At 35.2% G+C, this 24,037-nt stretch carries 16 protein-coding genes; 10 read left to right on the top strand and 6 right to left on the bottom strand.

The features are described from left to right. Positions 1-311: 311 nt before the first annotated feature. Entirely contained in the window at positions 312-2,009 is a 1,698-nt protein-coding gene (locus tag AC3IS6_RS02625) for an AraC family transcriptional regulator (RefSeq protein WP_073411079.1), read from the bottom strand. Between the two features lie 354 nt (positions 2,010-2,363). Here AC3IS6_RS02625 and AC3IS6_RS02620 point away from each other — a divergent pair, with 354 nt between their 5' ends. The 6 genes from AC3IS6_RS02620 to AC3IS6_RS02595 all read left to right on the top strand — a co-directional run bounded on the left by AC3IS6_RS02620 (position 2,364) and on the right by AC3IS6_RS02595 (position 9,368). Continuing rightward, on the top strand, positions 2,364-3,074 hold the full coding sequence (locus AC3IS6_RS02620) for a hypothetical protein (RefSeq protein WP_073411089.1): 711 nt from the start codon (positions 2,364-2,366) through the stop codon (positions 3,072-3,074). A 574-nt stretch (positions 3,075-3,648) separates the two neighbouring features. Continuing rightward, a complete protein-coding gene (locus tag AC3IS6_RS02615; RefSeq protein WP_162268776.1) occupies positions 3,649-4,272 on the top strand; it encodes a helix-turn-helix domain-containing protein in 624 nt (207 codons plus the stop codon). Between the two features lie 39 nt (positions 4,273-4,311). Beyond that, positions 4,312-5,160 (top strand): RteC domain-containing protein, encoded by an 849-nt coding sequence (locus tag AC3IS6_RS02610; protein ID WP_073411095.1) that lies wholly within the window; start codon positions 4,312-4,314, stop codon positions 5,158-5,160. 277 nt (positions 5,161-5,437) lie between these two features. Beyond that, complete coding sequence (locus AC3IS6_RS02605; RefSeq protein WP_149207351.1) at positions 5,438-5,755, top strand: helix-turn-helix domain-containing protein; 318 nt, start codon at positions 5,438-5,440, stop codon at positions 5,753-5,755. A 79-nt stretch (positions 5,756-5,834) separates the two neighbouring features. Beyond that, entirely contained in the window at positions 5,835-7,280 is a 1,446-nt protein-coding gene (locus tag AC3IS6_RS02600; RefSeq protein ID WP_073411099.1) for a DUF3945 domain-containing protein, read from the top strand. Positions 7,281-7,298: 18 nt separating this feature from the next. After that, positions 7,299-9,368 carry a type IA DNA topoisomerase gene (locus AC3IS6_RS02595; protein ID WP_489163345.1) on the top strand — a complete coding sequence of 690 codons (2,070 nt, stop codon included), beginning with the start codon at positions 7,299-7,301 and terminating at the stop codon, positions 9,366-9,368. 233 nt (positions 9,369-9,601) lie between these two features. Here the strand turns inward: AC3IS6_RS02595 and AC3IS6_RS02590 are convergent, their stop codons facing one another. Further along, positions 9,602-10,033, bottom strand: coding sequence for a hypothetical protein (locus tag AC3IS6_RS02590; RefSeq protein ID WP_489163343.1), 432 nt, complete (start codon positions 10,031-10,033; stop codon positions 9,602-9,604). A 623-nt stretch (positions 10,034-10,656) separates the two neighbouring features. Between AC3IS6_RS02590 and AC3IS6_RS02585 the strand changes: the two genes are divergently transcribed. Genes AC3IS6_RS02585 through AC3IS6_RS02575 form a run of 3 tightly spaced genes read left to right on the top strand, consistent with a single transcriptional unit; the run spans position 10,657 to position 17,783 of the window. Next, positions 10,657-13,680 carry a SusC/RagA family TonB-linked outer membrane protein gene (locus tag AC3IS6_RS02585; RefSeq protein ID WP_489163342.1) on the top strand — a complete coding sequence of 1,008 codons (3,024 nt, stop codon included), beginning with the start codon at positions 10,657-10,659 and terminating at the stop codon, positions 13,678-13,680. Positions 13,681-13,696: 16 nt separating this feature from the next. After that, on the top strand, positions 13,697-15,115 hold the full coding sequence (locus AC3IS6_RS02580) for a RagB/SusD family nutrient uptake outer membrane protein (RefSeq protein ID WP_489163340.1): 1,419 nt from the start codon (positions 13,697-13,699) through the stop codon (positions 15,113-15,115). A 10-nt stretch (positions 15,116-15,125) separates the two neighbouring features. Next, entirely contained in the window at positions 15,126-17,783 is a 2,658-nt protein-coding gene (locus AC3IS6_RS02575) for a S9 family peptidase (protein ID WP_083558732.1), read from the top strand. Positions 17,784-17,845: 62 nt separating this feature from the next. Here the strand turns inward: AC3IS6_RS02575 and AC3IS6_RS02570 are convergent, their stop codons facing one another. From AC3IS6_RS02570 to AC3IS6_RS02555, 4 genes are all read right to left on the bottom strand, one after another. Next, on the bottom strand, positions 17,846-18,130 hold the full coding sequence (locus AC3IS6_RS02570) for a DUF6520 family protein (protein WP_073411111.1): 285 nt from the start codon (positions 18,128-18,130) through the stop codon (positions 17,846-17,848). Between the two features lie 100 nt (positions 18,131-18,230). Then, a complete protein-coding gene (locus AC3IS6_RS02565) occupies positions 18,231-19,715 on the bottom strand; it encodes a MauE/DoxX family redox-associated membrane protein (protein WP_073411113.1) in 1,485 nt (494 codons plus the stop codon). A gap of 130 nt (positions 19,716-19,845) precedes the next feature. Further along, positions 19,846-20,760, bottom strand: coding sequence for a helix-turn-helix domain-containing protein (locus AC3IS6_RS02560; protein ID WP_489163337.1), 915 nt, complete (start codon positions 20,758-20,760; stop codon positions 19,846-19,848). Positions 20,761-20,787: 27 nt separating this feature from the next. Further along, positions 20,788-21,168, bottom strand: a complete 381-nt coding sequence (locus AC3IS6_RS02555) for a DUF7793 family protein (RefSeq protein ID WP_073411117.1) — start codon at positions 21,166-21,168, stop codon at positions 20,788-20,790. Positions 21,169-21,403: 235 nt separating this feature from the next. Between AC3IS6_RS02555 and AC3IS6_RS02550 the strand changes: the two genes are divergently transcribed. Next, positions 21,404-23,830, top strand: a complete 2,427-nt coding sequence (locus tag AC3IS6_RS02550) for an aminotransferase class I/II-fold pyridoxal phosphate-dependent enzyme (RefSeq protein WP_489163336.1) — start codon at positions 21,404-21,406, stop codon at positions 23,828-23,830. Positions 23,831-24,037 lie beyond the last annotated feature (207 nt).

Below are 24,037 nucleotides of genomic sequence, written 5' to 3'. Positions count from 1 at the left end.
TGCGAATATATGTATTAATATTCAAAAAAAATGATTTCAATAATCGATAAAACAGCAGATTAATCTGTTGAAGGCTATTTTTTGAGTTAAATAATAAAATGTGCTATAAAATTATGAATTCATCTATTTTTTAAGTTTAACAACTATAATAATGTAGGTTATTACTCTAAAAGTAAGATGCTCTAATTGTTCTGTGAAAATATAATAAAGAAAATTCAACAATAAGTTTAATTATGTTTAAGAAGTTTCAATTTTAATGGTTTAAAAAGTTTTTAATAACTCCTAATTAAATTGCTTTATAGGATTTCAAATTAAAATCCGATATTTTCATCTATATCAGTCATTTCATCTTTTTTAATTTCCTGAATAAAAAAGGAAACTGGCATTCCGGTTCTCGCAAAGAAAGCGTTGGTGAACCTTTGTGTACTGCTGAATCCCACTTCCTCAGCCAAAGCTTTATTGGAATACTTTCTAACCGCTTTATCATTTTGCAGTAGAGAAATTAAATAATCTACTTTGAGGTCATTAATGTAATCGACGAACTTTTTTCCTCTATAGTGATAAATTATTTTTGATAGATACTTTGCATTTGTTCCAAAGACTACAGCTAATTTGTTAGAAGTCAAGTCTTTCTCAAGGAATTTGTCGTCCTTTTCAAATTTTTCCAATTGCTTCAACAGTGATTTTATTTTATCCTGATTTATATCAGCAATTACGCTGGTTATTTGTCTCTCTTCAACTCTGGCGGATTTACCTTTGGTCATTAGTTCTTCGTATTTTTGTCGATAAATACGCTTATTGTTAATATTCCTGTATAACAAAAAGACTAGTAAAAAAAATAAGAAAGCAATAACCAAACCCAGAATCAAATCATTGTGCTTTCTTCTGGCAAGAAGACTTTCTATACTTTGTTTATCTGTCAACAGCTTTTTGGTGTCATACTCTTTATGAATCTTGTTGGATAGATATCGATACCTGCTTTCTAAGATCCTGTCTACTTTTAGTAACTTTTGTATGTAATAAAGCTGGTTGTTTAAATCGTCTTTAGACTTATAGTAACTTATTATCAACTCATAATTCTCACGAAGATCAGGCCTAATATAATTTTTAGCTTCAATAATCTGAATAACTTTTTTAAAGTAAGACAACGCTGTTTCATGTTCATTCAACTGCCAATAACTTTTACCAATATAAAAATAACCAACAGCCTGGTTTGCAAAGTCCTTCTTTTCTTTTATAACAGCTAAAGAATAGTTGATTTGCTTGATAGCATCCCTATAATTTTTGAGCGCATATTGATTAATTCCTTCAGAATGAATAAAATAAGAATCCATCGTAGTGAGGCCCAACCTTTTTCCTTCTAACAAACCCTTTTTATTTGTTTCCGAACATAAGCCATAATTCCCAATTCTGTTGTAGCACAATCCAAGTGAATGAAGTGAGTTTAGATAACCTCTGGGATCTTCTTTTTCAAAAAAAGCAACACATTCCCGAAATAACGATATGGCTTCATCATAAAAACCTAAATAATATTTTATATGGCCTATCGTATACTTTACTTTATAAATTAAATAGTTGTCTGTAGTCTTTGAAATAAAATCATTCGCAATGAGGTAATTGTCCAAGGCTTGATCATGTTGTTTCAAGCCATAGTAAACTATTCCTTTGGATAAATAAGCTGAACCGATGAGATTGTTCTTTTTAGACTGCTTAGCACTGAATATCATACTGTCAGCGTAAACAAGCTTTAACTTATCAGGTGAATGATGAAGGTAATTTTTGTATCCATTGACGATTTCCTTGAAATTTTTTTCAGATTTCGACTTTAATAAAAACGATTTTAAATACAAGGACTGCTTGATAGTATCACCTTGTAATTGCTCAATCCTGTCATAGAGATAGTCATAATCTCTATTTAAAAGTGAGTCCGGAATTTTAAAGGCACTTTCTTGTGCCGTAATTTGATCTCCCAGGCATAGGAAAAAAATGAGTAGATATTTTTTAATCATAGGTTTAGATAAAGTGTATACTATTTTCTTGTAAGATAATTTCTAAAGAAAGGGGTTTTGTCTTTCAGAAATGTTCTTGAGCAATTTTTCTAAAAAAAAGAACATCAAATATAATATAAACAATTGATAATGAGGTGAATATTTTTAAAAAATAGGGTATTTATTTTCGGAAAATCAATATGCGATTTTCCGAAAATCAACAATACATGTTTTGTGAGACTGAAATCCAGCCTCTAGCTTTGTCCCGAATTCAAAAGCAAAAATGTTTGGCATCGTGCTAAATAAAAGTTCTGCTTCCCGGGGAAATGAACTGGCGAAAAAAAAAGTAGCCGTTCACATTTAACAAATTTAATCATGAAAAATTTATCATTATGGGTACTTACCATTACAATTCTATCGATTTCCTGTACAAATGATTTTACAGCTGACAGCGAATTAAAAGAAATTAATTCCCTTGAGAGTTCAAGTTCTAAGCTGAGTAAATCCAATGTATCCAGTTTCGCTAAAAATTCACTTACTCTGCAAATCGATCAGCTGCTATCACAATTTTATGATCAAAGTAATTTCGATGCTGAATCAATTCTTTCAATTAATCAGGCGATTCATCCCACTGGCAATACAACAGTATCATTGGCTACGGGTAATTTAAACCTGACCAATTCATCAATCGATGTAATCAGAAATGTAGTAAACCAATCACAGGGACTATTTGAATTAAACGTCGATAATCCTTCTATGACAGTAGCAGGGAAATCCAGTCTGTCAAACTTTATTGAAAACATTATGCAATTCAATAATGGTGATTATGAAAGTATGCTCCAGTCAATAGCACTTTATCAATCTAACATTAACAATGATAATTCCTATACATCGGAAGATAAGTGTGTCATACTCGCTATATCTTCGATTGCAGGTTCTTCCCTTTTTTACGAAAAAAAGCGCGGGGATAAAGATTGGGACACAGCAGTTGGTAACAAGGTTGATGATTTTATTCCTACTGATCAAGTTACTTTTAAAACGGTGAGAATGGCTTTGCTGTCCGGAATTATTCAAAATAATTTATAAAAAGAAAAATCATGTATATATCACCAAAAAATGAAAAAAGGATCGTAACTATTTTTTGTGTGTTTCTAATCATTTTTAATCTTATCGAGCTTTATTTCATTTATGAGATGTCGAAGTTTGATGAAATGATCGGTTACCCATCCATAAATGAGATTAAAACCCGCAATATACGACCACTGGCTTTTCTGTTTTTTACAGATAATCTTGCCAATTTATTATTTGTGTCCGTTTCCTTGATGTGGATATTAATGTCCGATAGTTCGGTCAAGACTCATGATACAAAATGATCCAAAATTTTCTTCAGGGTTTATCATAGCAAATGTTTAAAATTAATGTTTTGATAAAAAAAAGTTTATTATACCGGAATTCAGACTTAAAGGTCTTTACGTTTGAAAGGTTTTCCTCGAAAGCTGCACTGGAACAATATTTTAATAGCAGTTACTTCATTATAATTTTGATAAATTCAGGATGTATAACTTTGCAGGCAAATCATGTGGAGTATTGTTTGTGTCCAAGTGAGCTGCTTGTAATACCGGTTAGAACTTCTTGCGTGATTGTATTGATGAGTGAAACAATGGAGATTTCCCTACTTTCTTTTACACCAGGCTTTATCTTTAAGAATACGATTCGAAAACCAAACATAGGTTTCTTTGAATTTTTTATTGCAAAATGTCCATCGAAAATAAATCTTAAGGATGAGGATTCTCTTTTACTGAATGATTTGTTCGCTTTGACAGGAAACAAAAGATACAAAACAAGTGAATATCCATTTTATAACGAAGTACTGTCCCTTAGTTTCAATCTTTTGTTGTACGTACTTGCTTCAATATACAGCAAAGATTCGTGTAATGTAAAAGAAAAACATACCAGAAAGGAAAAGCTGGTATTCCAATTTTTAGAACTCGTGGAGCTTCACTGTGCCCAGGAACATAGTGTTAAGTTTTATGCTGATGCATTATTAATAACAAAAGGACACCTTAGTAAAACCGTACAGCAGGTCACCAATAAGACCGTTAAGCAGTTTATCGAAGAGGCACTTATTTTGGAAGCTAAAATTTTACTTCAAAATGATGACTTGACCATTTTGCAGATTATTGAGGAATTACATTTTTGTAATTCCTCATCTTTTAGCAATTTTTTTAGAAAATCAACTTTCATGTCGCCCTCAGAATATCGTTTAAGGCTAAGAACTGAGTGAGCCTAAGGGTGGAATTATTGTTTGCTTAATACTATTAATATGATACAATCCCCTTACAAAGATGTCCTTTACAGTATCGTAAAGAAAGAACAGGAAATCAGTTTGGAATCCGTGCATGTAATAGACGAGTCCTATCGTATGATTATTTTCCTGCAGGATTTATTATCAGGTATGAAAAAGCAAGTTTTGGAACATCATTTTAAAGAATCAAATGAAGAAATCGAATTCTTCAGAATTATTAAGCCACAAATACTTGGAAAATTGATTTACTATAATAAAGTTTACCGGATAGAAACATCCTGCCCGGTAAATGGAGGAAAAATGTATTATAAATATTTTTCCGGTGAGTTGCAGCATTTGAAAAATGAATACAAAGAACATATTTGCAATTCTGATTTTTATCGGTACTATCGGTCTGGGAGAACAGATAGAGACCATGATTTTTTTAAATTAGGAAGAATAAATCTAAACACTGGACTAAACAGTTTTATTTTTGAAGTTGATACACAATTTTCCACTTACTATGATTACAAAGTTTCCCGTATCATAGCTGATGAACTGCTCTACAATTACCTGATTATCAAAATTAATCCTGTAGATAAGCCGGATATAGTTTTGCAGAATGCTGAATCTACAAAAGATGTTTTCTGGACAGAATCGAAAAATGCACTGATAGAATTGATTTATGCACTTTATACATCCGGGGCAATTTCTAATGGAAAAACTGGAATTCGCAAAATTAGCTTAATCTTTCAAATGGTGTTTCGTATCCAACTAGGGGATATTCACCATGCCTTTCACCGTATGAAAGAACGTGCAGGTGATCGCACCTTATTTTTAGACCAGCTCAAGTCTTCTTTAGATCAGTATATGGATAAAGATTTATAATGGTCATACGTTATTTTAAGCTTAGGCAGTGTTAACAAAACACTGCTTTTTTTATTGGACTTGCCCATCTCTACCCATTGGCATAATTACTTCTACAGTATTAGAATCCGAGCTGTAAAATCAACAAAGTACTGATAAACAGATAATTATTTATTTTCTAGAAATTTACAAAAACATACTTTTCAATTGGCGAAGCTTGGCAGGAAATGCCGTAAATGCGTTCCAATTTTGCATAGATCATTAATCGAAAATTAGTAATTGACAAAATATAGCTATTATGAATATCGACAGAATGGAATTTATGACATGGATGGAGCGTATAATGGAGCGCTTCGATATACTAGGTGAACACTTTGAAAATGCCCAGAAACAAAAGAGTGCTATTGATGGGGAAGAATTACTGGACAGTCAGGATCTGTTTATGATGCTCAAGGTCAGTTCTCGCTCTTTACAGCGTTACCGATCCTCAGGTAAGCTTCCATATTACACTATTAGTGGTAAACTTTATTATAAATTATCAGATGTAAACCAATTCATCCGCGATAGTTTTTCGGCTCCACTGAGAAAACAAATTAGGACAATCCCGGACAAATAAAGCCTGTCGGAGAACTGATGTGCCGACCTGTTCAATCTTAGTTTACTTTCGACCACACTTTAACAATACTAAATATATTATGAGCGAACAAGAGAAAACCAAACAAGAAGGACCGGAACAGATAAGTGATATTCTCCTGGTTCTGGACAAGGAAAAAATGAAAATTGTGGCTGTAAAAGGAATTGATAAAAATGGAGAATTGGAAACAGTTCCCGCTGATAAAAAAAATCAAAATCAATTTATGCGGGTTGATAAACAAGGAGATATCCTCTCCAACTTCTTTTCCAATTTCATTAGCCAACTAAAAAATCCGACCCATTTCAATTTTTTCAAAGTGCCACAACTTCTGGCTGTTGATATTGCGGCAGAAATGCAAAAACAGATTGATAATCCAACACCAGAAGGTAAAAAGCTAATGAACGAACATGAAGTTAAAATGGAATTACAAAAAGATAACAAATTAGAAAATCAAAAAAACATGGAAACAACACAAACAACACCAGAAACAAACGAGTATCGTTTCAAACCGGAACAAATCGATTGGGATACCATGAACAATCTGGGACTCAGCAAAGAAAAACTCGAAAAAATGAACCTGCTAGAACCATTACTTAAAGGGTACAAGTCAAATGAGCTGGTTCCAATCAGCCTTAATTTAGGAACTGCTATCACACGAATGGATGCCAGGCTGTCATTACAATCAAATGAAGAAGGACAGGTTGTGGTTGCCATTCACGGTATAAGGAAAGAGCCAACATTAAATTTTCCGTTTTTCGGTCATGAATTCAGTAAAGAAGATAAGGACAACCTGCTTAAAACCGGAAATATGGGGCGCGTTGTAGACCTTACTAATCTCAAAACAGGAGAACCTGTTCCCTCAATCATTAGTGTAGACAGACTTACCAATGAATTAGTAGCTCTTCATGTTGAGAAGATAAAAATTCCGGATGAAATTAAAGGAATCAAACTTAATGAAGGGCAAAAACAAACCTTATTGGAAGGAAAACCGCTTTACATAGAAGGTATGATCTCTAAAAAAGGAGAACCATTTAATGCTACTGTACAGTTTAACGCCGATAAACGATATGTCGAATTCCAATTTGACAGAACCCATATCACTGGTCAAACCCAAAACAATCAGCAACAGCAAAATCAGGAAGTTCCAAAAACCATAAGAGGGAAAGAACTCAGTGAGCAACAGTACGAACAATTTGCAGCAGGGAAAACCATTTATGTAGACGGATTGGTAGATAAACAAGGTAAAGAATACAAAGGGTATCTGACTTTCAATAAAGATACAGGCAAAGCAGGTTTTTCATTTAGCAATCCTAACAGTGTGAAAGTTCAGCCAGCTGAAGAACATAAAACCCAAACAGCTGTCAATTCAGAAGGTAAAACTAATGAGGCTACCAAAAATATTACTGAACCGCTAAAATCAGGACAAAAAGAGCCTGACAGCAAGAAACAACAGGAAGAACAAGAGCAAGACAACACACAAGCCAAGAGCAAAGGCAGAAAAATGTAAACATAAAAACATTGAGATATGAAAGCAGTAATCGCCGAGAAACCGAGTGTGGCCCGTGAAATAGCCCTATTATTAGGTGCAACAAATAAGGAAAATGGTTTCTTTACAGGAAATGGTTATATGGTAACTTGGGCTTTGGGTCATTTGGTAGGGTTGGCTATGCCGGAAGATTATGGAATTTCGGGTTTTCAGAAGGAGGCCCTGCCCATATTACCTAATCCTTTTTTGTTGAAAGTAAGAAAAATAAAAAAAGAGAAAAACTATGTTACTGATGCTGGTGCGGCAAAACAGCTTAAAATCATCGGACAGGTAATAAAAAATTGTGACAGTATCATTGTAGCTACCGATGCTGGACGTGAAGGAGAATTGATTTTCCGTTACATCTATGAATATCTGCAATGTAAAAAAACTTTTGAACGATTGTGGATTAGCTCTCTCACTGATAAAGCCATAAAACATGGATTTGAGAATCTAAAACCAGGCAGTGATTTTGATGGTTTATATCTGGCTGCACAAGCCAGAAGCCGTGCCGATTGGCTTGTAGGTATCAATGCCTCACAAGCACTTAGTATTTCTGCAGGCAGCAGTATTTATACATTAGGAAGAGTACAAACACCTACGCTGGCGTTAATCTGTAAACGATATTTGGAAAACAAAAGTTTTGAAATCAAGAAGTACTGGCAGATAGAGCTTAGTCATCAAAAAGAGTTTGTTAAATTTATAAGCCTCTCCAAAAAGAAATGGGATGATAAAAAACAAGCTGATTCTATTTTTAAATCCATTCAGCGAAGCAAAACTGCCAATGTTTCTAGCATAGAAAACAAAACAATTACAGAACAGCCACCTCTTCTTTTTGATTTAACCGGGCTGCAAAAAGAAGCCAATAAGAAGCTGAACTTTTCAGCAGAAGAAACCCTTTTTATTGCCCAAAGCCTGTACGAAAAGCGATTCATTAGCTATCCAAGAACCGGTAGTAAATATATCCCGGAAGATCTTTGGGATGAAATTTCTAATTTGGTCAGAGCATTGGAAAACAGAGATACTTGTAAAGAAGCTTTTACCAAAATAAAATGTGGACGATTAAATAAACGTATAGTTAATGACCTGAAAGTAACCGATCATCATGGTCTGCTTATTACAGAGAAAATCCCATCGGCATTACCGGCTAAGGAAAATGCGATTTATGATATGATTGCGCTACGGTTATTAGAAGCGGTTTCGGAGGCTAGTATAAAAGAAATTACTGATATAACGTTACATGTTTTACATCATGATTTTTCTTTGAAAGGCTGTAACAAGATTATGCAGGCAGGATGGCGTGCAATTAGAGGAAGTTTTTTTGACGATGAAATTGAACACATTCAGGAGCTGCCAGAACTAAAAGTTGGCGATGAAATTAAAATCCAAGAAACAGTTGTAGTGGAAAGAAAAACGAAGCCTCCTTTATTATACACAGAAGCAGGGCTTTTATCGGCTATGGAAACAGCCGGAAAGGAAATTGAAAGTGAAGACACTCGAAAAGCGTTACAAAATATTGGAATAGGCACGCCAGCGACAAGAGCTGCTATCATAGAAATACTTTTTAGCAGAAAGTATATTCAACGGCAAAAAAAATCCCTGATACCAACTGAAAAAGGGTTACAAGTATATACTATTGTAAAAGACAAGAAAATTGCAAATGTAGAAATGACTGGCGAATGGGAATTAGCTTTAGAAAAAATAGAACATAATCAAATTGATTCTGATGTATTTCAAAAAGAAATTGAAGCCTATGCGATTTCTATTACTCAAGAACTTCTTAATACTTCCATATTAATTCAAGGTTTGCCAGCCCTGATTTGTCCCAGATGTAGAAACAAGGAATTGCTTATCAAAGATATGCTTGTTAAATGCCCTGATGATAGTTGCAAATGGATTCAGTTTCGTAATGTTTGCGGAATTCAGCTAAGTATACAAAACATAGAAAATTTAGTCAATAAAGGAAGTACCTCTCTTATAAAAGGTATGATGAGTAAGTCTGGAAAGAAATTCGATGCGTATATTGTACTTACTAATGATGGGAAAACTATTTTTGAGTTTAATAAATAAATAGTGTTATCAAATTTTTAATTTAATGGATTAGAAATTAGTAACATAGATCTTATATCATAGGATTTAAAAATATGGGGAAAAGAGCAATTAATGTCGCCATTATTTATAGGATAATGGATTTAGAAGTATTAAAATAATATTTGAAATCGTTTTAAAAAAAATAAGGTTTTCTGAAAGTAATTTTTAGAAAACCTTATTTTTTGAGATATATTCAAGTACAGATAATTGTCTTACTCTATAATGGTCAGGTATTCTAATTTATCTGATTTCCATAGTAAAAATTCTTGCTCACTTAATGGGATTGTAGAAATTACTTGATATTTCTTTTTTGAAATTTCTTCATCAACTTTTTTGGAATTAGACTTTGTATTTTTAAACAATTTTATTCTAACGATATCATTCTTAATAATTTCTGCTGGGAACAAATCTCCATAAGTTTGTAAGTTAAATATGTCGACAATTCTGTTAACAAGACGAATATTATACCTTGCCCTTTGTTTGAAGTTTTCTACTTTACTTACAAATCCTTCTGATAAATCTAATTTTTGCGACAAAGCTACTTGAGAAATATAAGGAATTGAATTAATTCTCATATCTCTGACTTTTTCAATTAAATAAAAATCTAATTGGGAAATTACTATTTCTATTACTTCTTCTTCCATAGTTATAAAAGATGAAAGAAATACCTTTTTTTAAAAATACACACATCCACAGGTGGATGTGTGTATTTTTTTATTATATTTGAAAATTAAATAATCATTCAATGAGAAAATCTGAATATGATTGTTTAATTTTGCGATTCTTCATATAAAAATATTTGAAGCATTCGCTTTGAATCTCGAACAGAAAACTGGTAATTTTTAACACGCGAGATGATAAGTATGATGCTCACGCTTTATTGGCGTGGGCTCTCTTATTGTTGTGTGGGTATACCAGTACCTCTGTTCGATAAGCTGAGTTCCGCGCCTTTTTTTAGGTTTTAATTTTTCTCTGCTTTATTCTTAGCAATTCTTCATTTCATAGTATCGCATCAACATTTTTTGTCTAACAATTAATTACTTGCCTGCCTATGAAATAAACCTTTGTGATATTTACTGCCTGTACTGTTTAAATTTTATTTGAATTAGTAAGACAGTATGGGCTTTTAAATCTTACACTACTTTCTCGGTTTCAACAAGGTTTACTGCTGAAACTAAACAAAAAAAGGCCCTCTATCCACTGTTGACGCAAGAATAGAGAGCCTGATTAAACAAACTTTCGTTTTAATTTAACCTTATTCAATATTATGAAAAATTTTTCATTTTACAAGGGTTGGATGCTTCTTTGCTATACGCTTATTTTAACAATTTATCTGTTTAATAATACTTTAAGAGCCAACCCAACCTTGCTAAAACTGCCTAACCAGCAGAAACAAATTACAGGAATCATTACAAACGGGACGATACCTCTTACTGGTGTTACTGTAAAAGTAAAAGGGAACACTAAAGGTACTGTTAGTGATTACGATGGAAAGTATTCCATTACTGCTAACACTACTGATGTGCTTATCTTTTCCTACCTCGGTTATAAAACCCTCGAAATTACCGTAGGTAACCGAAAAATTATCGATGTAAAAATGCTTGATAACACTACCTCATTACAAGAAGTCACCGTTAATGCTGGTTACTACTCTGTTAAAAATAGTGAACGCACTGGAAGTATTGCCAAAATCACTTCGAAGGATATTGAAAAACAACCTGTAACAAATGTACTAGCCACCATGCAGGGCCGAATGGCTGGAGTTGAAATAATCCAGGATGGTGGTACTGCAGGCGGCGCTTTCCAAATAAAAATAAGAGGGCAAAACAGTCTGCGTACAGATGGTAATAGTCCACTCTACATTATTGATGGGGTTCCTTATTCCTCCGAGACAATAGGTTCCACCGAAACGTCTACTACAACCGCTAGCCAAACAAGCCCACTTAACAGTATTAACCCAGCAGATATTGAAAGTATTGAAGTTCTTAAAGATGCTGATGCCACCGCAATTTACGGTTCCCGAGGTGCAAATGGTGTAGTACTTATTAGTACCAAAAAAGGGAAAGCTGGCAAAACAACAGTAACTATTACAGCTTCGTCAGGTATTGGTAAAGTAACAAAGATGCTAGATTTGATGAACACAGCACAATATTTGGAAATGCGTCGACAAGCGTTCGTGAACGATGGTATCACAGTTTATCCAAATTCAGCATATGACATCAACGGAACATGGGATCAAAATCGTTATACTGATTGGCAGAAGGAACTCATCGGCGGCACAGCGCAGGTGAACAACACCCAACTAGCAATCGCAGGAGGTTCCAATTCAACACAATACCTCTTAAGTGGAAATTACCGAACAGAAACAACCGTATTTCCGGGAAATTTTGGATATAACAAGGGAGCAGTTCATTTCAGTATGAACCACGTATCTGATGATAAAAAATTTAAATTAACAATTTCAGGAGGTTACACCTCTCAAAAAAATAACCAGCCCTCCACAGACCTTACTGGTATATCACGAACATTGGTGCCCAATGCCCCAGCTTTGTATGATATTGATGGAAATTTAAACTGGGAAAACAATACATTCGAAAATCCTCTCGCTTCGCTGCAGAGTAAAGGAGTAATTAAAACAAACGATCTTCTGGCTAATGCAGTACTCAGCTATGAGATTATTCCCGGTTTTGAATTCAAGACAAATTTGGGTTTTACCGATCTTAAGAATAATGAAGTGCGTGTGATGCCTTCCACAATGTACAATCCTGCTTATGGGATAGGCAGCAGTGAATCAATACTACTCACTAATACAACGTTAAGACAATCATGGATAATTGAGCCACAACTGCATTGGAGCCGAACATTTACCAATGGCAAAATAGATATCCTGCTTGGCGCTACTGCACAACAGCAAAAGAGCAATAGACTGTATCAAATGGGATATGGATTTGCAAGTAACAGCCTGATAAATGACCTATCTTCAGCAAATTCTGTTTTTACATTCACTAGTGATGAGACTGTTTATAAATACCAGGCTTTTTTCGGAAGGATAAATTACAATTGGCAAAAACGGTTTATTGTAAATTTAACAGGACGACGCGATGGATCAAGCCGTTTTGGTCCCGGTAAACAGTTCGCTGTTTTTGGGGCCGTTGGAGCAGCATGGTTATTTTCTAACGAAAAATTCTTAAAAGAGAATACTAGTATCCTAAGCTTTGGAAAACTACGTGCCAGCTATGGAACGACAGGGAATGATCAAATTGGTGACTATCAATTTTTAAATACCTATACATCGGCAGGAACACCCTATCAGGGAACCATAGGATTAAATCCTGTAAGGCTGTTTAATCCAGATTTTGGCTGGGAGATTAATAAAAAGTTTGAAGCAGCCCTTGAAACCGGTTTTTTTCAGGATCGTATTTTTTTAACTACGGCATGGTACCTCAATAGATCCTCTAATCAGCTCGTAGGTATACCATTGCCAGGAACCACGGGCTTTTCATCAGTAAATGCAAATCTGGATGCTACTGTAGAAAATACAGGAATAGAATTGACACTACGAACGCTGAATATTGATCGTAAAAATTTTAATTGGACAACAAACTTCAACATATCAGCGTCAAAAAATAAATTGATTTCATTTCCCGGATTGGAAACTTCCACCTATGCTAATAATTATGTTATTGGAAGTTCCTTGAACATAACGAAAGTATTTCACTATACCGGACTCAACACACAGACAGGGATCTATGAATTTGAAGACGTAAATGGAGATGGTCTTATTACAGCTGACAAGGATAGAAAGACAGTAGCAGATTTAACGCCAAAATATTTTGGCGGGATACAAAATCAATTTCAGTTTAAGAATTTACAGCTGGATTTTCTTTTCCAATTTGTGAAACAAAAAAACTACGATTATATCGCTAATGTACCTGCAGGTTCTTTTTACAACCAAATGGCAGCTATGACAAATTCATGGCAGCAGTCAGGTGACAACACTCCCTATCAACAGAACACAACCGGTACAAATGGTGAAGCCGTAACAGCATTTTACAATTACAGGTCAAGTGATGCTGTGATTGTTGACGGATCTTATATACGCTTGAAAAACATTTCCCTCAGCTATGATTTACCATTAATGATGGATAAAAGCCTAAAGTGTAAACTTTTTTTTCAAGGACAGAACCTTATGACATTTACTCCTTATAAAGGCGGTGATCCCGAGTTTAAATATGCAGGGTATTTACCACCATTAAAAATGTATACCGTTGGTGTTCAATTGACTTTTTAACATAATACTTCTAAAGATGAAAACTACATATAAAATATTTCGGTCTTTTTTAAATGGAAAGCGGATAAGAATTAATATTATTTCAATTTTGGCTTTGCTAGTTGTATTTATCCTAACAAACGCCTGCGATAATTTTGTAGAAGTAGATCTTCCGGGTTCACAGCTTATTGGTGAAACTGTATTTGAAGATGTAACTACTGCTAATGCAGCGATGGCCGGTGTGTATACGAAACTTCGTGATACAGGATTATTGACCGGTCGGTCTACGGGTTTATCGTGCAGATTAGGATTGTATAGTGATGAATTGGATTATTATCAGGCTAATGACCCCAATTACTTCTATACAAACTCCCTTTTTTCTGCCGAATCCGGAATACAGGATTTATGGAACCAAAGCTATAATGCGATTTATGCGGCTAATGCTATAATTGAAGGTGTTTCAGCCTCACAATTACTGTCTAAAAATGATAAGGATCAACTTAAAGGAGAGGCTCTTTTTGTCCGAACACTTATTCACTTTTACCTGCTTAATTTATACGGTGAGATCCCTTATATAAAAACAACAGACTATGCTCAAAACAGTAAAGTGCATAAAATCCCAGCCTCGGAATTGTATAACCAAATAGTAAATGATGTATCTGAAGCTATTTTATTATTGCCTGAAGATTATATAACCTCAGAACGGGTTCGTCCCAACAAAGCAGCTGCTCATGCCTTGTTAGCCCGGGTATATCTGTTTATGGGATTGTGGCCGGAAGCTGCCAATAGTGCTTCTGCTGTTTTAAATAACCCACTTTATACTTGGGAACCTGATTTAGACAAAATTTTCCTTAAAGGATCGAAAACAACTATTTGGCAATTTATGCCCGATAGTGATACGGCTAATTCTGCTGAGGGTAACCTGTTTATTTTTAACTCAGGGCCACCTGCGACCGTGGCATTAAATAGTAATCTGATAAGCTCATTTGAAAATAACGATCAGAGAAAGACGCATTGGGCCAGAGCAATTACTGACGGAAATTCAACGTGGTATCATGCCTATAAATACAAGCTCGATGCAGGTGCAGGAATCTCCAGTGAATACTCGGTTGTTTTTCGTCTTGCAGAGCAGTATCTCATACGTGCAGAGGCACGAGCAAGACAAGGTGATCTTATTGGGGCAAAAGAAGACTTGAATAAAATACGCAATACTGCAGGACTACCTGATACAGATGCTCTTTCTTCATCAGAAATTACAGCTGCAGTACTTAATGAGCGTCGTTTCGAATTCTTTACCGAATTTGGACACCGTTTTTTTGATTTAAAAAGGGCTGGTAGTCTTGACACCGCATTAGCTTTAAAACCCGGATGGTCACATAATGATGCCCTTTGGCCTCTGCCTGCACAAGAGTTACAGGCCAATCCAAATTTAAATCCACAAAATCCGGGCTATTAATTCATTTGACATGAAAGAAACGAACATAATAAATCGGAAAAATGCTCATTTAAGCATTTGGGAAATTATTGTCTGCATCTTTTTTTTGATTTGCAGTACTTCAATAGCAATAGCACAGGAGATGCTAAAAAAACATCTGAGTGAAAATGAATATTATAAGTGGGGTAACTTAAGTGTTGCAGCACTATGTGAAACAGGAAACTGGGTTATTTACAGCATAAACTATGAAAATAATACAGATACTCTCTTTGTTAAAAGTACAGCTTTAGATAGGATATATTCATTCCCAAACGGTACAAATGGGAAGTTTCTAAAAGCAGGTGTTTTTACCTGTATCACACCTGACCGAAAATTGAATATTGTAGACCTTAATTCTGGGAGAAAAATAAAAATACCAGATGCAGCCCGATATGAGACAGCTTATTACGGAAAGTATATTATTACACTAAACCAGACTTATGGTCTGAAAAGCAACCTTAAAATCAGGGATGAAAATGGAAAGGTACTAGATAGTATAAATGGTGTTTGGGAGTACTGTCTAAATACTAAAGGAGATGGATTGTCTTATAGTAGTGAAGTATCGGATAATCACAGCGTGGGGCTTATAGATTTAAAAAAATATGCCAGATATACTGTCATTTCTGAAAAGCAGCACCGTTTTCACACACTAACATGGCAAAAAAATGGAATTGCAATAGCTTTCCTTAATGAAACAGACAGCATAACAAAAAGTAATACTCTGTATTTACATCGGTTGCCGCACCGAAAACTTATCAAATTGAGACAGCAGAATTTTAAAGAAATAGCACAACTGAATATTGTAAAAGATTTGGGATTAAATATCTCTGATGATGGATCAAAAGTTTTTTTTGGCATTAGAAATAAGGCGTTAATGTCTTCTGCAAAGGATGAAAAAGTAGAAATATGGAATGGCAATGCTCCCTTTGTTTATCCTTTGGAAAAAAGTATTGGAAACTTTGAAGACAGTACCAAACTCTGGGTTTGGTTTGTGAATAGTAACAGTTGTTTTCCAATATCCTCAAAAGATCTGCCATACGTACAGTTAACAGGAAAACAGGATTATGCACTTAATTCAAATCCCAAATCCTATGCTCCACATTATAAACTGGATGGTGATGTTGATTATTACCTTACTGATCTAAAAAATAACACGAGTTCGCTTTTTTTAAAGCAGCAGCCTACCGATCAGACCAATCTTATTCTTTCTCCCTATACCAATCAAATTGCCTACTATCGTGACAATAACTGGTGGCTGTATGATCCTGATAAAAACAAACATATAAATCTTACCAAGGGTATTGCAACAATTTGGGATTCAAGAGATGATAATCGGGCACCCCCGATATCTCCTTATAATTGTCCCGGATGGAGTTCAGATGGAAAGTACTTGCTGCTTTACGATACTTATGACCTGTGGATGACAGACCTTACCGGAACTGCTTGTAAAAGAATTACCCATGGCAGAGAAAAAAATATTGTTTTCAGAATAAGCCAGTTTGAATTTTCTAATATATTTTCAGCAAAGTATCATGCAAAAAGTACTGCGATATTTGATTTGGCAAAAGATCTAATTCTGGAAGCTGCCGATCAGGATGACTGTTCGACCGGTTACTTTATCTGGAATATCAGAGAAGGTGAAAAACCACTGGCTTTTAACGATAGTGCTATTAATCAGGTACGGAGATCAAAAAATGGCTCTTATGCCTTTATGGAGCAGAAATTTGATAAGTCACCTGTTTTGTTATTTAAACCTAATAAAAGTGCAGAAAGTACAGCAGTGTTTGCCAGTAATCCGCAGCAGCAACAGTACTATTGGGGTAAATCAGAACTAATTCAATATAGCAATAAAAAGAACCAGCAGCTCAAGGGCGTATTATTGTATCCGAGCGATTATGTTAAGGAAAAAAAATATCCAATGGTCGTCCATATTTATCAAACCAAATCAGGCGCACTGCACGAGTATACAGCTCCTTCACAGTACAGTGAGGAAGGTTTCAATCCCACCAACTATACGCTGAACGGCTATTTTGTTTTGCTGCCGGATATTGTATATGAATTAGGAAATCCTGGTCCCTCAGCTACAGAATGTGTTGTTGCCGCAGTTAAAAAAGTAACTGATTTAGGATTTGTAGATCCTGAAAAGATAGGCTTGATTGGACACTCTTTTGGAGGATATGAAACAGATTTTATTATTACACAAACGGACATTTTTGCATCGGCAATATCAGGCTCGGGAATAAGTGATACCGTATCATGGTATTTTAGTATTGGAAATGATGTGGAAGCACCGCAAGCCTGGAGATTTGAAAACCAAATATTTCGTATGGATAAACCTTTCTATGAAGATCAGCAAAGTTACTTTGCTAATTCCCCGATATTAAATGCAGTAAATATAAAAACCCCTCTACTCCAATGGACTGGTAAAGATGACTCAACGGTTTGTTGGGAACAAAGTAAGGCTTTTTATGTGGCATTACGCAGATTGGGAAAAGAACACATGATGCTGGTATATCCTGACGAAATCCATGCCATTTATAAAAGAGAGAATCAAAAGGACTTAACAACACGAATACAACAATGGTTTGATCATTATTTAAAAAAGCAGCCTTCCGCTTCATGGATAAGAGTTGGTACAACAACGCAATAAAATAATAAATATAATGCAGTTCCAACAACCGGAACTGCATTACATTTCAATTTACTTGAAAATTATTGATTTCTAAACAATTGAAGGTTACACGGTGCAGATTCAGATACTTTTCTGTAGACCTGAAAGTTACTGGTTCCGTTGTTGTACATACAGGTAGGACCCGGATTGGTTGTACAGTCGACCTGTACTTCCTGACAGCTGTTTGGTTGTGGATTATGAATGTAACCCGAAATTAATACTGTGTCCGTTTTGCTTTCCTTTGACACATTTGTGCTTACAGCACCTGCGCTTGCCAAAGCAAATGCTGCAATTGGCAATACTAAAGCTTTTACAATAGTTCTCATAATATTAATATTTAAATTAATGATCTACTCTTTTTTACAGGTTTTCGATCTTACCCCTGTTACCGGCCCGGTATCAATGAATCAATTAATTGATTTTTTTTTATTTTTTAATCGCTTTTTTAATGGTGTTTCCCAACGAAAACCTTTGCAGGACCTGACCTGAAATGGCATATAGATTGGAATCAGTAACTAAGAAATATTTCATCTTTGATTTTCCAATATTGTAAATGTAAAAACTGGAAACATACTCATTTTTAGAGATGTCATAAACATCAATTACGGAAGCCTGATCCCAAACTTCTTCACTTTCAAATCTCCCTTTAAGGGAGGAATTCACAAAAAGTAAATTATTACAAACAGCCGTGTTTTTATTAACCATATAAGGTGGCGCTCCTAATTTGGTATCACCTGACAGCTTTATTTTTATTACTTTTAATTTAGCTTTTGTCGTTGTATCTATTGTATTGCCTCTGTAGTATACATCCAATTTATCATCAGTAACAATATATTGGTTCCTGTAGTAGTAGGTATAAACAAAACGTTTAAGTCCGTTACTATACTCAAAAGTTCCGTCAGTATCGAATATCCCGTCTATTTGTTTTTCCAGAATATCTGGATTGTATTTAATGCTGACGTTGTTATTAAAGTATAGGGTTCCCATCAAATTCTCCCCGGTATTTTTTTGCTGGCCACGGATTGCAATCCTATTGGTATCAATTACGGCTGCTTTGGTAAAAAAATGTTTTCCATTGTAAATTACCTCCGCCTTCCAGTCTGATATTTTACCTTTATAAATTACAGGAACCATACCATCATACAGGTAAAAATAAGGGGTATGTATTTTTACTTCCGCTGAACGAAAAGGAAAATCATCGCGATCTAATTGTATTGTATACTGCTTTTTGTTTTTTAAAACGGTATCAAAAACTTGTATTTGTAAAGGGGCAGCAAAATTTCCTAAATATATTTTTCCATTATCAGAACCTGCCATATAAAATGAGGGGTTTTGTAAACTGGTCTGATCAATTTTTTTTATGGCATATTGGTCAAAACGTCTGATAAATGGATTTTCCCTGGCCATAATATCTTCGGATGTAAAGAATAATACAATCAAGATTCCAATCGCGGTTATATTAGTAGTGAAAAGTACCCATAAGGTTCTCTTTCCATGGTTTAATAATAGTATTGCACTTGCGCCCAACAGAATAAAGACACAATTAAATACAAGATGTTCGTGCCATCCTAACTTTTCCAGAATGCCGCCGCATGAACAGGGAATAAAAGAACTATAATTTAAAATAATGATAATATAAGCAGTGAACATTGTCATCAATCCAACGGCCAGAAATAATGCCGTCAGTCGGAATCTAGGTATACCAAGTAAAATCGAAATCATGATTTCCATCAGCAGTACACCAAAAGAGATATAGGATGTAAATGCACTTAGGAGCGGTGACTGTCCTAATTGTGTTTGAAAATTTTGAAAATCCAAGAGTTTACTTAAAGCTGCATAAACAAATAATAGTATATACAGAAAACAAACTACTTCTACAAAAATATACTTATGACGCTGGCTAAATTTCATGGCAGGGTGATTGAAAATTGGTGATGTAAAATTCTCAAAACAGTTTTACATAACTGTTATCCAATCAGGAGATTGATTTGTCAATTCGGAATTATTTACATTCAGCCTCTACAAAACCTCTATTAAATTGTTATAGCACTGGATTGTCACTTTTCGAGGAAGATTTCCTTTCAAAATGAGTGGGTGGACATCCGTATTTAATTTTGAAAGCCCTCGAAAAACTTGAATGTGTAGAAAATCCGATCAGGAGTGCAATATTTTTTAAAGGTATCTTGGTGTGCTGAATCAAATGTAAAGAGCGTTCGAGCCTTTGATTATTATACAATTGATAAATCGAGGTTTTAAACAGGTATCTGAAACCAACTTTTAATTTATTTTCATTGGTGCCAAAAATTCTGGCGAGTTCCTGCAATGTTGGAAAGGATGCACCATTATATTCTAGGACATAATCGTAAACGGCCTGTATTAATTGTACATCCAGTTCATTATATGTTACTTTTTCCTGCCCAATGATGTTTTTTTGTTCTACCGGGGCAGCCTTAAATGAGTTGACTATTACCAGTCCGGATGGAAAAAGCTTCGACACGCTGCAAAAAGTGTCAATAATTAATTTATCAGATGTTAGAAATATAAGCGGCAGCGTGGTGTAATGCAACGCTCCCTGTTGCATTTTATCTGCTATGATCCTCCAAACCTGTACCGATTCCGGTGCCAGAATTTTATCAAAATCCTGTCCAAGTATTTTGTTTGGCTCTGAGCCCAAAAGATTTGGAATATCACTACTAAAATCCATTATAGTAAAATCTAAGTCTAATAGTAAGGTAGTTTGCACCACATAATGATAGGCAGCATGAGGATTGATGTAGCCCAGATGGAATACCCCTTCCTTTATCTCCTGGGCCAGCCAATTGATTAAAACAGTCAGAACCTCAAGCTCATCATCATTTCCTGTTCTGGGTATGCGGTAGAAAAAATTTCCGGCCGCCATTTCCAGAAGCATTTCATTAATGTTTTTTACGCGCTGTTGATTGATTTCTTGATGCATATACTTTATTATTTGTGCATTTAAATATTAAACAAAAGGTTTTAGAAATTCTAGTGCAGATGATCTGTCGGTAAATACTTTGGTGGGAATCTGAGGCCTGCTGATTTTCATGTAAAATGAAATCATAAAAAAAGACACACTTTTCTGATCCGAGGCAATAATTCCAACCGCTTTAGCTAAGATTGAACCGTGTTGTGCCAGATAGTTTCTGGCCGCTTTGTCCGAATCGATAATTCCACGGATGTCACAAAGAACAGGATATGCTGTTCCATCTTGAATTTCTATACGGTCCGCTACAATCTGCTGGGCTGACAACAGATCAATGACCACATTAGGCTTGTAGTTAAAAAAAAGAATCTTTTCACTGATCCAGAATACGGCAAATTCGTTTTCAAAATAGCGTTCCATACTTATGCTTTTAGGACCTGGCAAATTAGCAAATACCCAGCAAAGGATTGTTGCAAAAACAAGGCAAAAAGCAATAGTAAGCAATCATTTTTACTGAGGCTTATCAATTCAGGAGTATTGTTTGTCAATTCGGAATTTTTAACTAAAATCCAGTAATACCACTAATTTAAATTCGGAACTTTATAATCCTTTTTTCAAAAAACAAGACAAATTCATCAACTTTAATCCAATAGTAATGGCAAAAATTAAGCACAATGATTTTATTCAGACTATAGATGAAATCCTTTCCGGGGCAAAGCAGCAAGGCACCATCCATCTTTATGCTGAAGATACCGTACTCGATGGACGAACCATAAAAATTAATGGCAGGAACCTGTTCCACTTTGCCACTACCAGCTACCTGGGGCTTGAATATGACCATAGGCTGAAAAATGCGGCCATTGCCGCCATAACAAAATACGGAACACAATTTCCGCTTTCCAAAACATATATTTCGCATCCGGTATATCAGCAGCTTGAAAGCAAGATTGAAACCATGTATGGTATGCCTGCAATTGTAACTAAAAACAGTACACTTGGACATCTGGGCGTAATACCAAATCTGATAAAAGATGAGGAAGGAATAATTTTGGATCATCAGGTACATTGGAGCGTTCAGAATGCCAGCCTCCCTTTGAAACTAAGAAACATTCCAGTGGAGATGATTCGTCACAATAACCTCCAAATGCTGGAAGACAAGATAAAAGACTTGTCTGCAAAATGCAATAAAATATGGTATATGGCAGACGGTGTGTATTCCATGTTTGGTGATTTCGCACCGGTAAACGAACTGCTTGCATTGAGCAAAAAATATCCGCAGCTGCAGCTTTATTTTGATGATGTTCATGGAATGAGCTGGAGAGGAAAAAATGGTACAGGATTCGTACTGGATATTTTAAAAGAGCTGCCTGAAAATGTTTTTTTAATGAGTACGCTCAGTAAATCATTTGGAGCGAGCGGTGCTGCTTTTTTTTGTCCCGATAAAAAACTATACGACAGGATTAAAAATTTTGGAGGACCATTGACGTTCTCTGCCCAGCTGGAACCGGCCTCAGTCGCTGCTGCCTGCGCTTCGGCAGACATCCATCTTTCAGATGAAATTACAATATTACAACAGGAATTGGAACAAAAAATATCCCTTTTCATTGAGCTGATCACCAAAAGCACCCTGCCTGTAATAACCCCAAATAATTCACCAGTTTTCTTTTTGGGTACTGCAATGCCCCTGACTGCCTATAAATTAGTACAGCGTCTTTTTAATGAAGGTTATTTTGTCAATCCTGGATTGTATCCGGCAGTTCCGGTAAAAAACACCGGTATTCGCATTACGATATCGAGAAACAATGGTGATGAACAAATTAAAGGGCTCACAGAAGCTTTAGAATACCACTATCCTTTAGCACTCGAAGAAACTTCCAATACCCTTAATAAGGTTTCAATGGCATTTGGAATTCCACAGCCTGACCCTCAGGAAAAAGAAAATACTATAAAGCCGGCATTGAATTACCAGTATAAAACGAGTATCAAACAAATTGATGCAGCGTTATGGAATAAGCTCATTGATAAACAGAATATATTTGACTGGGATGGACTGTGTTTTTTGGAGGATGCATTTACAAACTGCAGTGAAATTCAAAATAATTGGGAATTTCACTATTTTATCATCAGTGATAATTTTGGTAATCCAATAGTGGCCACTTTTTTTACTTTTGGACTCTGGAAAGACGATATGCTTGCACCAGTGTCCGTTTCTCTACAGCTTGAAGAAAAAAGAATGAAGAACCCATTTTACATAACCTCCAAAGTGCTGGGGATGGGATCACTTTTTACTGAAGGGAATCATTGCTATATAAATAAAAAGCATTCCTTATCCAAAGAGGCTTTACTGCTTCTTTTGGAAAAGGCAGAAATGCTGTATCAGGACTTAAATGCCGATATGCTGGTGTTACGGGATTTCGAAGAAAACCAATGGCTTAGTGATCTGTTTCATAATCTGGGTTTTATAAAAATAGCAATGCCACAAACCTGTGTTATCACGGATATTAACTGGAATAACAATCAGGAATTTGCTGCAATTCTTTCCCCGCGCTCTAAAAAGCACTTTACCAGAGAAGTATTGCCATATGAAAAAATGTTCCGGGTTATTATCAAAGACCGGTTAACTGATAATGAAGTTGCGCACGCATACAGCTTGTATAAAAATGTAAAAAATAACAATTATGCCGTAAATACCTTCACGTATCCCATTGCTGTCTTTCAAAAAATGGCAGCCCATCCATTTTGGGAATTTATCCTGCTTTATCTTAAGGAAGATACAGATCAGGAGCCTGTTGGAGTGCTTTTTTGTTATAAGAATTGTGCACACACTTATGTACCTTCGCTAATAGGAATGGATTATACAGTATCCAGAAAATACAATTTATACCGCCAACTCTTATTCCAGGGAATTAAACGGGCACAGGAACTGCATTATAAAAGATTAGAACTTGGAATTACAGCCACATTTGAAAAAAGAAAACTGGGTGCACAGCTAATTTCAAAATTTGCTTACCTGCAGGCTAAAGATAATTTTTCAATGGAATTGCTAAGTACGATGCAAATTGAAAATAAAGTACCTTTATGAGCTGAATTCTTTTAACACCGATATAATTTAGTGGGATTAAAATCGTTTTGTAGAGTTTACTGTATGTTTTGAATATGTTACTGGTGTTAATACTACTAGCAAAAGCCAATCAAAGCCGTTTGAAGCCAAATAATGCCTGAAAACTATTCAGTAACATACTTCTTTATATTTTTACTTTGCTTAGTAAAGTAAAATATAATCCTCTAA

The organism is Flavobacterium sp. KH_035, from assembly GCF_057839565.1.
The sequence above is the reverse complement of the archived record's forward strand: the minus strand, read 5'-3'. Positions and strand labels throughout refer to the sequence as shown.

Coding starts and splice junctions, on each gene's coding strand:
- AC3IS6_RS02625 (WP_073411079.1), bottom strand. CDS start 2,009: ATGATTAAAAAATATCTACTCATTTTTTTCCTATGCCTGGGAGATCAA.
- AC3IS6_RS02620 (WP_073411089.1), top strand. CDS start 2,364: ATGAAAAATTTATCATTATGGGTACTTACCATTACAATTCTATCGATT.
- AC3IS6_RS02615 (WP_162268776.1), top strand. CDS start 3,649: ATGGAGATTTCCCTACTTTCTTTTACACCAGGCTTTATCTTTAAGAAT.
- AC3IS6_RS02610 (WP_073411095.1), top strand. CDS start 4,312: ATGATACAATCCCCTTACAAAGATGTCCTTTACAGTATCGTAAAGAAA.
- AC3IS6_RS02605 (WP_149207351.1), top strand. CDS start 5,438: ATGAATATCGACAGAATGGAATTTATGACATGGATGGAGCGTATAATG.
- AC3IS6_RS02600 (WP_073411099.1), top strand. CDS start 5,835: ATGAGCGAACAAGAGAAAACCAAACAAGAAGGACCGGAACAGATAAGT.
- AC3IS6_RS02595 (WP_489163345.1), top strand. CDS start 7,299: ATGAAAGCAGTAATCGCCGAGAAACCGAGTGTGGCCCGTGAAATAGCC.
- AC3IS6_RS02590 (WP_489163343.1), bottom strand. CDS start 10,033: ATGGAAGAAGAAGTAATAGAAATAGTAATTTCCCAATTAGATTTTTAT.
- AC3IS6_RS02585 (WP_489163342.1), top strand. CDS start 10,657: ATGAAAAATTTTTCATTTTACAAGGGTTGGATGCTTCTTTGCTATACG.
- AC3IS6_RS02580 (WP_489163340.1), top strand. CDS start 13,697: ATGAAAACTACATATAAAATATTTCGGTCTTTTTTAAATGGAAAGCGG.
- AC3IS6_RS02575 (WP_083558732.1), top strand. CDS start 15,126: ATGAAAGAAACGAACATAATAAATCGGAAAAATGCTCATTTAAGCATT.
- AC3IS6_RS02570 (WP_073411111.1), bottom strand. CDS start 18,130: ATGAGAACTATTGTAAAAGCTTTAGTATTGCCAATTGCAGCATTTGCT.
- AC3IS6_RS02565 (WP_073411113.1), bottom strand. CDS start 19,715: ATGAAATTTAGCCAGCGTCATAAGTATATTTTTGTAGAAGTAGTTTGT.
- AC3IS6_RS02560 (WP_489163337.1), bottom strand. CDS start 20,760: ATGCATCAAGAAATCAATCAACAGCGCGTAAAAAACATTAATGAAATG.
- AC3IS6_RS02555 (WP_073411117.1), bottom strand. CDS start 21,168: ATGGAACGCTATTTTGAAAACGAATTTGCCGTATTCTGGATCAGTGAA.
- AC3IS6_RS02550 (WP_489163336.1), top strand. CDS start 21,404: ATGGCAAAAATTAAGCACAATGATTTTATTCAGACTATAGATGAAATC.